Genomic DNA, 14,016 nt, shown 5'->3' on the forward strand with positions numbered 1-14,016 from the left:
CCTTTAGCCACGACGCCCAAAAAAACCTTGCAGCCGAGACGGGCTATTTTCGCGCCCGCCTCGGCTGCAAGGTTTTTTTGGGCGTCGTGGCTAAAGGAAACGGTGACCTGGCTTGCGCAGTGATCGGCGGCGCTGCGGGAGGGTTTGCAGTAGGCAATGTAGTTGGCGATTTCGGTGCGTTTCTGGGCGGGCAAATCGAAGAGATCGACGGTGATCTGATCTTTCAACCAGAGGGCGCATAAGCATGGATTTTCAACTCATCCTTGCAATCATTCTATCCATAGCGACGTTCGTTTTTGGCGGACTCACTTTCTACGCCGAGTGCACAAAGCTCGAAGCCCTGGAAAGCTACTTCAGCGAAAACGAGGTGGTCTGCGCCAACAAACGGTTTTGGGGCAGAAACAAGCACATCGACAGGTTTCATCGCATGCTCGTGATCAGTGACCTGTTGGGCATGCCTAAATTTCACATCAAAAGAGGCGAGGTGACCGAGGCAGAGGTGGCGGCCGTCCCCGTGTCCCTCAAGCGTTGGGCGGTGTGGCCGTATCATTTTGGGATGGTATGGTTTGCTGGCTGTATCCTCTGGTCCATCTTGTATGGCTGGTAGCCTGCGGCCATCAGATCGTTCCCGCGCTCTGCGTGGGAATGCAGCCTGGGACGCTCTGCGTCCCGCTCACAACATTCAAGTTTTGCGCAGCTGTGACGCGGAGCGTCACGGGCTGCATTCCCACGCGGGAGCGTGGGAACGATCTGTCAGCGCATATGCAGGATAATCGGGCTACTACTGGCCGGGTCGGTATGCCCGCGCAGCTTGTTCACCGCCGCAGCCTCCACCGCGCCGCCGTTGTTGCCCCATGTACCGCGCACGTAGCTCAACACCTGGGCGATTTCCTGGTCGGACAATTGCTCGCGGAATGCCGGCATGCGGTACGCGTCCGGCATTCCGGCGGTCACGATGCGTTGCGAGCCATTGAGGGTGATGTTGATCGCCGAGGCGCTTTCCTTGGCCAAGGCCGAGGTGGCTCCGGCCAACGGTGGCATCCACTCCGGCTGGCCTTTGCCGTCCAGGCCATGGCAGGAGGCGCAGCGGGTGGCATAGGTGTGGGCACCCGGTGCGCTCGTGTCGAGCGCTGCCGTCTGGTACTGCCACGGCGAACCGTCACGCTGCGGGTCGCCCGGCAGTGATTTGAGGTAACGCGCAATGGCGGCCAGGTCGTCGTCTTGCATGAACTGCGTGGAGTTGTTAAACGCCTCGGTCATCGAGCCATACACCACTGCGTGTTTGTTACGCCCGGTCTTGAGGAATTGCACAATCTCCGGCTCGCTCCAGCGGCCCAGGCCGGTGTTGTGGTCCTGGCGCAGGCTGGGTGCGTACCAGCCGTCGAGCAAGGCACCGGCGAGGAACGGCGCGCCGGACTCGTCCAATGCCTTCTCGTTAAACGCCAGCCCACGCGGCGTGTGGCAACTGCCGCAGTGGCCGGGGCCTTGGACGATATAGGCGCCACGGTTCCACAACGCGTCCTGCTCGGGTTTGGCGGTATAGGTTTTAGTCGGCGCGAACACGCCGTTCCACAGTGCGATGGGCCAGCGCATATTCAGCGGCCACGGGATGCTGCTGGGAATGTTCGGCTCGCTGGCCGGTTGCACGCCTTGCATAAAAAACGCATACAGCGCACGCATGTCGTCGTCGCTGAGTTTCACGTAGGACGGGTAGGGCATGGCCGGGTAGAGCCGTCGCCCGCCCGGTGCCACGCCGTGGCGTACTGCGCGGTCGAAGTCGGTCAGGCTGTAGGTGCCGATGCCGACGTTCTTGTCTGGCGTGATGTTGGTGGCATGAATGGCGCCCAGCGGGGTGGCCATCTCCAGGCCGCCGGCAAACGGCGCTTTGCCCGGCAGGCTGTGGCAGGCCACGCAATCACTGACGCGGGCGACGTATTCGCCACGGCTGACCAGTGTCGGGTCAGCCGTGGCGTTGGCCTGTTCAAACGGCGAAGCAGGTTGACGGGTGACGTACCAGGCCAGCAGGCCGGCGGCGACTGCGCCGGCCAGCACCAGCCAGCCAGCGGTTCTAGCCAATCGTTGGTTGTTCATAGGCGTTCCTTGTCGGTCAGGCGAAGGTGTATCGGCTCAGGGGCAGGCTGCGGATGCGCTGGCCGGTCAAGTGCGCCACCGCATTGGCCACGGCAGGCGCCACTGCGGGTAGCGGCGGCTCGCCGATACCGCCCATCTTTTCGCCGCTCTCGACGATCTTCACGTGCACCTTGGCCATCCGCGAGGGTGGCAGGATCGGGTAAAGGTCGTAGTTGCGCGCCCGTGGTTTACCGTCCACGTACACCGCTTCTTCCACCAACGTTTGTGACAAGCCCAACGCTACGGCGCCGTTGACCTGGGCCTCGATGATCGCCGGGTTGACGATGCTGCCAGGGTCGATGGCTTCCCAGATGTTATGCACCTTGACCTGGCCGTTTTCGATCGACACTTCGGCAACCACCGCCGCATGCGAGCCAAAGGGCGAGGCCATGGCCACCCCACGGGCGCGCCGGCTGCCGTCTTCTGCGGTATACGGGCCACGTTTCCAGCCACCGGACAACTCGCCCACCGCTTGCAGCAACGTGGTCAGGCGTTTGTTGTCGCGCAGCAGGTGCAGGCGCAACTCATACGGGTCATGGCCGCCTTTGTCAGCCAGTTCATCGAGGAAGGCCTCGTAGAAAAAGTCATTCAGCGAGTTGCCCACCGAGCGCCAGTAGCCGAGCATGGCCGGGCCTTTGACGTAGATCTGGGCGATGCGTTTGTTGGGAATCGCGTAGGATTTGCCTGACAACCCTTCAAGGGCCGTCGGGTCGATTTTGTCGCCCTGTTTGCCGGCGATGGCCTCGGATGGGCCTTCGGTGGCGCTCACGGCTTCGATGGCCACCGGCAAGCCTTTGTCATCCAGCGCCGCGCGGAACTTGACCACCGCGACCGGGCGCAGCACATCGCGCAGGAACTCTTCTTCACGGCTCCAGATCAGCTTGACCGGGCGGCCCACAGCCTTGGCCAATGCGACGGCCTGCGGGTACGGGTTGGCTGAGTCGTACAGGAAATGCCGGCCGAAAAAGCCGCCCAGCAACGGCGAATGCAAGGTGATCTTCGACACATCCAGCCCGGTGCGCTTGGCGATGTCGGCGCGGAACATGTCTGGCGCCTGGTTGGGCAGCCAGACTTCCAGCGTGCCGTCCGGGTTATAGCGCGCCAGGGCCGATGGCGGCTCCAGTTGGGCATGGTTGACGTACTGGTTGTGGTAGGTGGCTTCGACCTTGGTCTTGGCGTTTGCCAGCGTGGCGTTGACGTCGCCTTCGTTTTCTTCGTCGCGGGCCGGGCCTTGCTGGGCGGCGAGGAAGTCACGGTATTTGTCGCTGGAAAAGTCTGCCGGCATGGCGCGCACTGTAGAGTCAGCGGCGGCTTCCAGCCATTCGACCTGAATAGCTTCTACTGCACGCTTGGCGTGCCACCAGCGCTCGGCCACCACTGCCACGGCGCCAGGCAGTTGATGCACCGAGTGCACACCTTTCATGGCCTCAACTTGCGCCTGATTGCGCAGGCTGCCCACGGTCATGCCCAGGCGCGGCGCATGCTGCACGGCGGCGTGGAGCATGCCGTCGACCTTGAGGTCGATGCTGTATTGCGCCTTGCCGGTGGATTTGTCGTAGGCATCCAGGCGTTTGACCGGCTTGCCGATCCAGCGGAACTGGCTCGGATCGCGCAGGGTGATGGTGGACGGGTCAGGCACCGGCATGTCGAGGGCGCGGCTGGCGAGTTCACCGTAGCCCAGCGAGCGGCCCGAGGCGGCGTGTACCACGCGGCCGGGGGTGGTGGTCAGTTGTGCGACCGGCACGCCCAGTTGCTCGGCGCCGGCCTGCAACAGCATGGCGCGGGCGAGGGCGCCCAGGCGGCGCATTACCGGGTAACTCATGCGCACCGACATGCTGCCGCCGGTGATGCGCATGCCGTTTTCCATCACCACATAGGCATCGCCCGGTGGCGCGGCTTCGACGACAAAGGTGGCAGGGTCGGCGTCCAGTTCTTCACCGACAATCTGCGCCATGGCGGTGTGGGTGCCTTGGCCGCCTTCCATAAAGGGGCTGAGCAGGCGCACCGTGCCGTCCGGGCGAATCTCCAGAAACGCCGGCACCTGCGTGCCGCGCTCCGCAGGGTTGGCGGTGGCCGCGAAGGCGCGGCCGCCACCCAGCGGCAGGCCGAAACCAATCACCAGCGCGCCCACGGCGGTGCTGGCCAGAAAGCGCCGGCGTGACAGGTTGACCGGGTCGCCCAGGGCCACATCAAGCAGTTCGTTGCGCGTATTCATCATGCGCGCTCCTTCTGCTGGGCCAAATCCTGCATCGCGGTGTGGATGGCGTTATAGGTGCCGCAGCGGCACAGGTTGACCATGGCGGCATCGATTTGCGCGACCGTCGGCGCGGGGGTGTGCTTGAGCAGCGCCGTGGCCGCCATCACCTGCCCGGACTGGCAATAACCGCATTGCGCCACCTGATGCTCGACCCAGGCGGCGACCACGTGCTTGCCCACCGCATCGTCCTCAATGGCCTCGATGGTCGTGACCTCGCGGCCGACCACACCCGCCACCGGGGTAACGCAGGAGCGCACCACATTACCGTCCACCAGCACCGAACAGGCGCCGCACTGGGCCAGGCCGCAACCGTACTTGGTGCCGGTCATGCCGAGGTCGTCGCGGATCACCCACAGCAGCGGCGTGTCGGCGTCGGCATCGACCTGGTAGGTCTTTTGGTTGATACGTAATTCCATGGCGGGTTCACCTGCTGATCATCGGTTGGTGGTGCTGAGCTCTTTTGAGCCCTTATAAGAAGAGTGGGACTTGTGGCCCATCGTTGCACTCTAGACCACGGCGCAAGGGCTATCTATCCGCCAGTCGATAAGTCGGAGGATCAGGCAAGTATTTCGCAGGAATGCACTACCGGCAGCTTGATCGTTCCCACGCTCCGCGTGGTAACGCATCCTGTGACGCTCTGCGTCACGGCGTCAGAAGCGGGACGCGGAGCGTCCAGGGCGGCATTCCTTTGCGGCGCGTGGGAACGATCCTATAGGCACTCCTTTGTGTGTAGGCAACCTCTGATCCGACCCGGCTCGCCGCACTTTTTTTGATTCTCCTGATCTATCCCTGTCACGACCCCACTCATTCAGAGTGTGGGCAGCAGAATCAGACCCGGTGCCGATGGATCGAACGTCACATACTTGTATCTCCCGCTGGCCGTTGTTTTTGGTTGTTCTTTTGGCACTGTTTACCAGTGGTTGCAGCCAGCAGCAGGGCCGCGACATCGCCAGCCAGTTCAGCAATGGCAGGCCCGATGAGTTCTTTCAGACCAGCGTTGACCGCATGGCAACCCTGAGCATGCGCGACAACTTGCAAAGCCTGTATCTGTTGATGAGCAAGCTCTACCTGCGCAACCCCAGCCAGTGGCGCCTATCCGGTTACCCGGATGCGGTGAGTGCCGCGCGGGAAATCCGCCAGGCCATCGAGCATCAGCAACCGCTGCCGGCCCTCGGCGAGCGGCGCGATCTCGCGGCCTTGAGTTACTCGTTAAGCCCCGACTTCAAAGGCGACCGGGTCGGTGCGTTTATCTACGCGATCGGCAGCATGCTGGTGACCGCCCACGGCGGCCGCACCCAGTTCTATATGACTGACTCGATCAACCCGCAGTTTGTCAGCAACGCTGCACGCAATATCGAAAAAGCCACCTGGCTGCTCAGTCAGCGCCAGGATGCCAATGGCGTGTTGCTGCTGTTTTCCAACGAGATATCGGAGGAGGGCAGTAACCTGAGCTTTGCGGTCGAGTTCGGCAAAGTGGTTGCGCGCCTGGACTTGCTCGCGCAGATGCTCGATGAACGCTACCGACGTGTGGCGCTCAACTACGCGCAGAGTTTGCTGCTGATGAATTTCTTGCCGGTGCAGTAATGTAGGTACGGTATTTCCCTTTCAGGTGTAGGAAGTGGCCTATCTTAAGTCCCCACGCTTGAAACACCCCTCGGTGGGCAATAGCCTCGGACTTTTCTCAACGGATGAGTGCCTACTTTGGGTAAGCGAAAAACGGTTTGGCCTACGGATCGCGAAGTTCGTCTGCGATTCATTCTCTTTGCGGTGATCGACGTGGCAAGCGCCCAGGGTGTTCCTGCCGAGGTGTTATTGACCGCACATAAACTGCTGCGCGATTCGCCGGCGGAGTCTCAGTTACGTAAAGCCCTGGCTGACATCCTGGCCTGCGATGAAATGGCGGGGTTCAGTTTCCTCAGGGGGTCTGAGGCGGATGATTTTATGCGCACGATCGAACCGCTCACGGACGCGACTGATCACCAGGTTTTGCTCTCGGGTTAGATCGTTTATTTCCTTAAGTGAGGTCGCAAGGCTTTAATCGCATATCCATCCTGACGTTTATGCGGTGCCAGTAGCGGCTTCAAACGTCTTTACGGCGATTTATCTGTTATCACGCCCGGTGTCGCTGTCCTGTTCACCCAAGCACGCTCCCGAACAGCCATTTGTGCTGCTCTGCCGTCGTCTTGCGCCGTCGCCCGGTGTCTCTAGAATCGGCGCCAGAACTTAGCCATTTCCTGTCGATTACGGAGTTTCGAACATGATGAACGCAATGCAGATGCCGATGAACACGTCCATGCCAATGATGCCGATGATGGGCATGCCGATGATGATGGCGACCATGAAGTGCGAAATGGCGGGCGACGCCATGATGTGCACCATGAAGCCGGCGGCCGGTATGGACATGGCGCAGTTCAAGACCAATGCCGACATGATGGCGATGATGATGAACTGCGGCATGCCGATGATGATGCAGTGCGCAAATATGTCGATGCTGTGCATGTCGGCCGATGCCATGAAGATGATGGCTGACATGAACATGCCGATGATGACCATGGGCATGTCGATGCCGATGATGAAATGCATGATGGAATGCAGCGTGATGGGCGACAGCATGATGTGCAAAATGATGCCAATGCCAGGCATGAGCATGGCCATGATGGAAAACTGCTGCATGCTGATGAACAAACTGATGAATGACTGCGCCATGCCGATGATGATGAGCTGCAACGGCATGCCGATGATGTGCTGCACCTGCTGACCGCTGCTGCCTGAAACGCAAAAAAAAAGCCCCGACTTGTCGGGGCTTTTTGCATTCAGTCCAGGCGTTCCGGGTAGGTTATCACCAAAAATGCCACCGCCTCGCTGTCCGCCGGGTTGCGGTAGCGGTGGGGCTGGTCGGCGTAGAACAGGATCGAGTCGCCGGTGGAGAGCAAATAGCGCTCTTCGTTGACGCTGACTTCCAGTACGCCCTGGGCCACCACCAGGTTTTCCTGAATGCCGGGGCCGTGACCGGCAGAAATTTCCTCGCCGAGCGCACGCAAGCGGATTTCGTAAAATTCCGATTGGCGGGCGGTATCAAAGGGAAACAACGCACGGCTGACGAATGCCCCGTCGGCACTCACCAGGCGTTTGCTTTGTTGCGCCGGCAACACCTCGACGCCTTCAAAGGCACGGTCCTCCAGAAAGGCCGCGACCGACACCTTCAAGCCTTTGGCGATTTTGCACAGCACCTTGATCGACGGCACGCTGCGGCCCGACTCGATCTGCGCCAGCATCGCCCGGCTCACGCCACACGCGCGTGCCAACCCGTCCAGCGAGAGGTGGCGCTTACTGCGCAAACGTTGCAGGTTCTGCGCCACGCACAGGCTGGTGTCGTCATCCTCAATCGCAGGTTTTGGCAGTGCTTGGGCTGATTCGGGCAGTACCTGTAAAAAATTCATCGGCGTTACGCCCGGCGCGTATCACTGGCGGTTGCGGTGTGGGCGGAGAACACCGCAAGCCCCGCGCGTGCCGCGTACATGGCCCACATCAGCTCGGCCGCGGCACGCGCCTGGCGGCGTTTACGGTGGAGGGTGAAGTTAATAACGCTGGCGGATGTTTGCATGGGGGAAATCTCGTGGGCGACTCAATGCCTCCACAGTAATGCGTGCTGGTTATTTCTTTAAATACTGAGTTTGCATGTGTTAATGCGATTTTGGACTTAGAAAATAATCTCGGTCCGAGGCTGTTGTGGGAAGGGTCTGGTCCGTTAATTAAGCGTGACCTGGTGAGCCTGCCTGGCTTCCCATCACTGTTCGCGTGATGGCCCAGGCTTTGTCACGCCCCCGAATGCCAAGGATTTACCCCATGCTGTTGCGCCAACCCCCACTGCTGTTTGCCGCCCTGACCCTCAGTTCACTGGCGCACGCCGATACCCTGCAACTGGCCCCGGTCGAGGTCTCCAGCAGCGAAGCCAGCGCCGCCGAAGTGGCCCAGGCGCAGCTCAAGAGCGTGCCCGGTGGCACCAACTTCATCGATATGAGCAGCGTGCAACAGGGGCGCGTCAGCACCAACGAAGACGTGTTCAAGTACCAGGCCGGCGTCTACGCCAAGGCGGCGAATAATGAAGGCGTGAAGTTGTCGATCCGCGGTTCCGGCCTGAACCGCAGCCCCGGCTCCCACGCCTCGGGCCTGTATGAAATGCTCGACGGTTTGCCGCTCACCGGCCCCGGCGGCACGCCCTATGAACTCAAGGACCCGCTGTGGCAAAGCCGCGTCGAGGTACTGCGCGGCGCCAACGGTTTTGACCAGGGCGCCCTGGCCCTGGGTGGCTCGGTCAACTATGTCACGCACACCGGCTATGACGCGCCGAAGTTGCAGGTGCGCTATGAAGTGGGCAGTCGCGGTTATGCCCAGCGCGAAATCAGCTCCGGCCAGGTGCTGGGCGACGCCGACTACTACATCAGCCTCACCGACTCCGAATCCGACGGCTACCAGCACCAGAGCGCCGGCACCGGCAAGGGCATTGCGGCCAACTTTGGCTACCGGTTCAACCCGGACCTGGAGACGCGCTTCTATTTTCGCTACCGCGAAACCACCAACGACAGCCCCGGCAAGCTGACGCGCTACCAGATCAGCCACGATCCAACCGCCGCCAACAGCCTCAACGCCGCCCGCGACTCGAAACGCCTGCAGCCGGGCTCGACCTGGATCGCCAACAAGACCACCTTGCAGCTCGATGACACTTCCCGCGTCGAGGTGGGGCTGGCCTATCACGACTACCCGATGGATTTGCGCGAAGGGCTCAACCGCCTGAAAGTCGCCTACACGGATGTCAGCGGCACCCTGAACTACATTCGCCAGGACAGTTGGTTCGGCCACGACAGCAAAACCACCATTGGCCTGCGCACCACCCAGGCGATGCCCAACAACGGTGCCTCGGAATATGTGCGCGTACCGTCGAGCAACCCCGCCACCTATTACGCCCCCGGCACCAAGACCCGCGACTACAGCTACCTGGGTTCCGACACGGTGTTGCATATCGGCAACGAGCTGGAACTGGTGCAAGACCTGTGGCTGACCACCGGCCTGGCTGCGATCTACACCCGCCGCGAAACCCAGGTCAGCTACCCGCAAGGGCAGGCGCCGCTCAGCCAGCATGATTGGGACTACGCGCCGCGCATTGGCCTGCGCTATGACTTCACCCCGCAGTTGCAGGTGTACGGCAACCTGAGTCGCTCGGTCGAACCGCCGCACGCGTGGTCGATGATTTGGGGATCCAACAAGTATTTCACCGGCGGCCCGGCCAAGGGGCTGGCCCGCGAAGGCGTGAGCTTGCGCAATCAGACCGCCACTACCCTGGAGATAGGCGGGCGTGGTGAGCAATGGTTCGGCCAGTGGGATTTGGCGTTGTATCGCTCCGAAGTGCGTCACGAACTGCTCACAGTGGAGACCCAGGCGCAGACACAGACCAGCAGCGCCGTCGTCGCCGAAGCCAACGCCAGCCCCACCGTGCACCAGGGCGTGGAGTTGAGCCTGCTCAGCCCACTCTGGGACGGCGGTGGTAATGGCCAGTTGGCCTTGCGCCAGGCCTACACCTACAGCGATTTTCACTACCGTGACGACGACCGCTTCGGCGCCAACACCTTGCCGGGCATCCCCAAGCATTACTACCAGGCGCAAGTGCGCTACAGCCACCCGACTGGTTTCTACACCAGCCTCAACACCGAGCACGCTTCACGGGTGGCGGTGGATTACGCCAACTCTTACTACGCGGCGGCGTACACAACGCTGGGCGCCACTTTCGGCTATGACGCGCCGAAACAGGACTGGCAAGCCTGGGTTGATCTGCGCAACCTCACCAACCGGCGTTATGCCAATACCGTCACGCCGGGGTATGACGACAAGGGGTTGGATGTGGCCCGCTCCACGCCGGCCGATGGGCGCGGTATCTATACCGGTGTGTCGTGGAGCTGGCGCTAAGCCAATTTAACTGTCACCGAGGTCTAACTGTGGGAGCGAGCTTGTGTGGGGGGCTGGCTTGTGTGGGAGCTGGCTTGCCTGCGATGCAGGCGCCTCGGTCATTCAGTTGAACTGAGGCGATGCCATCGCAGGCAAGCCAGCTCCCACACAGACCAGCTCCCACAAAAGCCAGCTCCCACACAGACCAGCATCCACTCAGACCAATTCCCACACAAGCCCGCCCACGGCATCCAGCCCACCCGAGTGGCCCTTGCCCCGCCACAGTTTTACTGGCATTGTTCGCTCAATTGGTAATCTTTCCCATTTGAGAAGTTTTTGCGCATGCATGACATTCCGGCCGCGCCGGGCGATTGCGCCCGTCAGCAGACCCTTACGGCGATGTACAGCGAGCACCATGGCTGGTTGCACGGCTGGCTGCGCAAAAAACTCGGGTGTTCCCAGTACGCTGCCGACCTGGCCCACGATGCGTTTATCCGCGTGTTGATGCTGGCCGATCCGCACACCATCAAGGAGCCTCGCGCCTTTCTCGCCACCACCGCCGGGCGCCTGTTGATCGATGGGGCGCGGCGCCGCCGGATCGAAAAGGCCTACCTGCAAGCCCTGCTGGTGCAGTGTGAAGACGCCGGCATGCCCGACCCGGCCGCGATCCATGTGGCGCTGCAAGCCCTGGAGCGCATCGCCGAGATGCTCGCCGGCCTGCCGGCGAAAACCCGTGAAGCCTTCCTGTTAAGCCGCCTGGACGGGCTCACCTACAGTGAGATCGCCACGCGTCTTGAGGTGTCACCCAGCACGGTCAAAAACTACCTGTCCACCGCGCTGGTGCATTGCTACCACAGCCTGTACGGGGCGGACCCGTTGCCGTGAACGCCGAACAGATCATTCAACAAGCGGCGAATTGGCTGACGCGGCTGCACGACGAAGACGTCAGCGATGCCGAGCGCCACGCCTTCAATACCTGGTGTCAGGCCGACCCGCGCCATGCAGTAGCCATTGAGCGTATGCGCTCGCTCTGGGGTGGCTTCGATACGTTGCCCGCGCAACCGGCACGCATCGCCCTGAATCGCGCCTTTGCGCCCCAACGTTCGCGCAGGGTGCAGGCCTTGGGGGTGCTCGGCGTAGTGCTGTGCGGCTGGTTCGGTGTGCAGCACATGCCGGTGTGGACGGCCGACCAGCGCACCGGCATCGGCGAGCGCCGCCAGGTTGCTCTTGAGGACGGCAGCCAGTTGCAGCTCAACAGCAACTCGGCGGTGGACGTGAAATTCGACGGCCACCAGCGCGTGATCGAACTGCTGCAAGGCGAGCTGTGGGTTGACGTGGCCAAGGACGCGCAACGGCCGTTCGTGGTACGCACCGATCAAGGCACGGCCACGGCCTTGGGCACGCGCTATCTGGTTAAGCGCGCGGCGGACGGCAGCACCGTGGTCACGGTGATCGAGTCCACTGTGGCGGTCCAAGGTGACACGGGCGAGGGCGTCAAGGTCACGGCCGGGCAGCGCGCGATTCTTGATCATGGCCACGCGGGGCCTGTACAGGCGACCGGCAGCGCCGACCCGGATGCCTGGACGCGTGGCCTGCTCAAGGTCAACGACCAACCGCTGAGTGAGGTGCTGCAAACCCTGGCCAGCTACCGCCACGGCTTGGTGCGCTTCGATGCCCAGGCGTTGAAAAACCTGCGTGTGTCCGGGGTGTTCAAACTCGACGACACGGCCGCGGCGCTCTCGGCGCTGGCCGATAACCTGCCGATTCGGGTGGAGTACTTCACCGACCTGATGGTGGTGGTCAAACCGCGCTAGATCAACCTTCGTGCTGGCGCAGGCGCTTGTACAGGGTGTTGCGGCTTACGCCCAGTTCCCGCGCCAGGTGGGAGATGTTGCCGCCCGCTGCTTTCAAGCGTTGGCTCAGGTCGCTGTTGTCTTCCAGGCTTGGCTGGGTGGGCAAGGGCGCGGTCACGTTCAGGTCGACAAAGAAATCATCCGGCAGATGCTCCGGTCGCACCGGCTGCTCCTCGGCCATCGCCAGCGCCACCTGCAACACGCTGCTGACCTGGCGCAGGTTGCCCGGCCACGGGTGCTGCTCGAACAAGGCCAGCACTTCGGCACTCAGCCCGGCCCATTGGGTCGGCTCACGGTGCTGTTGCCACAACTGCTGGAACAGCGCCTGTTTGTCGGTACGCTCGCGCAAGGGCGGCAGTTCCAGGGTCAGGCCGCCGATGCGGTAGTACAAATCCTCACGAAAGCGCCCGGCCTGCACCCAGTCGCGCAGCACGCGGTTGGTGGCCGAGATGATGCGCAAGTCCACCGGGAACAGCTCGCTGCTGCCCACCGGCTGCACGCAGCGCTCCTGTAGCACCCGCAGCAAACGGGCCTGGGTCGGCAAGGGCATGTCGCCAATTTCATCCAGAAACAGCGTGCCCTTGTCCGCCTTGCGGATCAGGCCGATGCTGCCTTTCTGGTTGGCACCGGTAAAGGCGCCCTTTTCATAGCCAAACAGCTCGGACTCCACCAGTTCGGCGGGGATCGCTGCACAGTTCACCGCAATGAACGCCTGTTTGCTGCGCGAACTGGCCTGGTGCAGGGCTTTGACGAACACCTCTTTGCCAACGCCGGTCTCGCCGTGTATCAACAACGGAATGTCTTTTTCCAACAAACGCTCAGCCTGGCGCACGGCCTTTTCTACGCGCACATCGCCAAAATGCAGGGTCTGGATGCCCATCGGCGCAGGTTTTGTGGGCTTGGGCTCAGCAAAGACCCTCGCCTGCACCGGCATCTTCTGCGGCCGCTTCAATAAACACTGGAACCGATTGCGGCCCGCCGCCTGCAACGAGAACGGCAAGCCCTCGGGTTGATTCAACAATTCCAGCAGCGAGACTTTAAACAAACTGTCGATCAGCACCCGCGACAAACTGATGCCCAGCAAGTTGTCGGCGCGGCGGTTGGCCGACAGCACCTGGCCGCTGTCATCAAAGATGATCAGGCCCGCCCACTGGCTGTCGAGGTTGTTCAGGCCGGTGTTGAAGGTCAGTTGGAAATGCTCGCCGCGAAACAGGTTGAGGATCAGCCGGTTCTCGACGGTCTGGCTCATCATCTTGACCATGCCCAAGGTGTGGGAGGGCGGCAGGTAGCTGTCGCTGGACACATCCAGCACCGCGATGATTTCACGCTGGGCATCGAAAATCGGCGCCGCGGAGCCGGTCATGAAGCGGTTGGCCTTGAGAAAGTGTTCATCGTGCTCGATATGCACCGCCTGGGCACAGGCCAGCGCGGTGCCGATGGCATTGGTGCCGCTTGAGCGCTCCCTCCAACTGGCACCGGCACTGAAGCCGCGCGCCAGCTTCGGCTCGATAAAACGCTGGGTGCCCCACGAGGTCAGCACCTGGCCCTGGTTGTCGGCCAGCATGATCAGGCAGTTGGAGTTGCTGAGGATGTTTTCGTAGTAGGGCAGCACTTCCTGATGGGTGGTCTGCACCAGGGAATGCTGGCTTTCGAGCAACTGGCTGATGCCTTCGGCGGGCAGTTGATCGAAGCTGGGGGTGCTCTGGTGGTCCAGGCCAAAGGCGCGGCAACGGCGCCAGGATTCCTGGATAAGGGCGTCGTGTGCGAGGGGTTCGGCCATGGGGGCGACCTTCTTTTATTTTTATTGTTATCAAGCCTTACGCCGTCCAACTGTGG

Annotated in this window: 13 protein-coding genes and 1 pseudogene; 7 read left to right on the top strand and 7 right to left on the bottom strand. The window is 61.9% G+C overall.

Annotated elements, in window-relative coordinates:
* Positions 1–242, top strand: a pseudogene (locus tag GIW48_RS22965) (hypothetical protein); the annotation flags it as partial.
* A 2-nt stretch (positions 243–244) separates the two neighbouring features.
* Positions 245–607 carry a hypothetical protein gene (locus tag GIW48_RS22970; protein ID WP_236461288.1) on the top strand — a complete coding sequence of 121 codons (363 nt, stop codon included), beginning with the start codon at positions 245–247 and terminating at the stop codon, positions 605–607.
* 146 nt (positions 608–753) lie between these two features.
* Here GIW48_RS22970 and GIW48_RS22975 read toward each other — a convergent pair whose 3' ends face one another.
* From GIW48_RS22975 to GIW48_RS22985, 3 genes are read right to left on the bottom strand one after another with little or no spacing between them, the layout of a single operon-like run.
* A complete protein-coding gene (locus GIW48_RS22975; protein ID WP_236461286.1) occupies positions 754–2,091 on the bottom strand; it encodes a c-type cytochrome in 1,338 nt (445 codons plus the stop codon).
* Between the two features lie 16 nt (positions 2,092–2,107).
* On the bottom strand, positions 2,108–4,345 hold the full coding sequence (locus GIW48_RS22980; RefSeq protein ID WP_017137715.1) for a xanthine dehydrogenase family protein molybdopterin-binding subunit: 2,238 nt from the start codon (positions 4,343–4,345) through the stop codon (positions 2,108–2,110).
* A complete protein-coding gene (locus tag GIW48_RS22985; RefSeq protein WP_017137716.1) occupies positions 4,345–4,803 on the bottom strand; it encodes a (2Fe-2S)-binding protein in 459 nt (152 codons plus the stop codon). The genes GIW48_RS22980 and GIW48_RS22985 overlap by 1 nt, the downstream gene beginning before the upstream one ends.
* A 427-nt stretch (positions 4,804–5,230) precedes the next feature.
* On the opposite strand from GIW48_RS22985, the gene GIW48_RS22990 reads away from it, so the two are divergent.
* Entirely contained in the window at positions 5,231–5,971 is a 741-nt protein-coding gene (locus GIW48_RS22990; RefSeq protein WP_138453772.1) for a hypothetical protein, read from the top strand.
* 117 nt (positions 5,972–6,088) lie between these two features.
* Positions 6,089–6,388: a hypothetical protein gene (locus GIW48_RS22995; RefSeq protein ID WP_169987194.1), complete on the top strand. Its 300-nt coding sequence runs from the start codon at positions 6,089–6,091 to the stop codon at positions 6,386–6,388.
* 240 nt (positions 6,389–6,628) lie between these two features.
* Here the strand turns inward: GIW48_RS22995 and GIW48_RS23000 are convergent, their stop codons facing one another.
* From GIW48_RS23000 to GIW48_RS23010, 3 genes are all read right to left on the bottom strand, one after another.
* Positions 6,629–7,138 carry a hypothetical protein gene (locus GIW48_RS23000; RefSeq protein WP_236461285.1) on the bottom strand — a complete coding sequence of 170 codons (510 nt, stop codon included), beginning with the start codon at positions 7,136–7,138 and terminating at the stop codon, positions 6,629–6,631.
* A 62-nt stretch (positions 7,139–7,200) separates the two neighbouring features.
* Positions 7,201–7,827 (bottom strand): helix-turn-helix domain-containing protein, encoded by a 627-nt coding sequence (locus GIW48_RS23005; RefSeq protein WP_138454368.1) that lies wholly within the window; start codon positions 7,825–7,827, stop codon positions 7,201–7,203.
* 5 nt (positions 7,828–7,832) lie between these two features.
* Positions 7,833–7,991, bottom strand: a complete 159-nt coding sequence (locus GIW48_RS23010; protein WP_177032274.1) for a hypothetical protein — start codon at positions 7,989–7,991, stop codon at positions 7,833–7,835.
* A gap of 242 nt (positions 7,992–8,233) precedes the next feature.
* Here GIW48_RS23010 and GIW48_RS23015 point away from each other — a divergent pair, with 242 nt between their 5' ends.
* From GIW48_RS23015 to GIW48_RS23025, 3 genes are all read left to right on the top strand, one after another.
* Positions 8,234–10,348: a TonB-dependent receptor family protein gene (locus GIW48_RS23015; protein WP_099547745.1), complete on the top strand. Its 2,115-nt coding sequence runs from the start codon at positions 8,234–8,236 to the stop codon at positions 10,346–10,348.
* Positions 10,349–10,669: 321 nt separating this feature from the next.
* Positions 10,670–11,212 carry a sigma-70 family RNA polymerase sigma factor gene (locus GIW48_RS23020; protein WP_017137723.1) on the top strand — a complete coding sequence of 181 codons (543 nt, stop codon included), beginning with the start codon at positions 10,670–10,672 and terminating at the stop codon, positions 11,210–11,212.
* Complete coding sequence (locus GIW48_RS23025; protein ID WP_236462908.1) at positions 11,209–12,141, top strand: FecR family protein; 933 nt, start codon at positions 11,209–11,211, stop codon at positions 12,139–12,141. The genes GIW48_RS23020 and GIW48_RS23025 overlap by 4 nt, the downstream gene beginning before the upstream one ends.
* A gap of 1 nt (position 12,142) precedes the next feature.
* Here GIW48_RS23025 and GIW48_RS23030 read toward each other — a convergent pair whose 3' ends face one another.
* Positions 12,143–13,960: a sigma-54-dependent Fis family transcriptional regulator gene (locus GIW48_RS23030; RefSeq protein ID WP_236462910.1), complete on the bottom strand. Its 1,818-nt coding sequence runs from the start codon at positions 13,958–13,960 to the stop codon at positions 12,143–12,145.
* Between the last annotated feature and the right edge of the window lie 56 nt (positions 13,961–14,016).

Source organism: Pseudomonas sp. PA-6-3C, from assembly GCF_021605825.1.
GTDB classification, from domain to species: domain Bacteria; phylum Pseudomonadota; class Gammaproteobacteria; order Pseudomonadales; family Pseudomonadaceae; genus Aquipseudomonas; species Aquipseudomonas edaphica.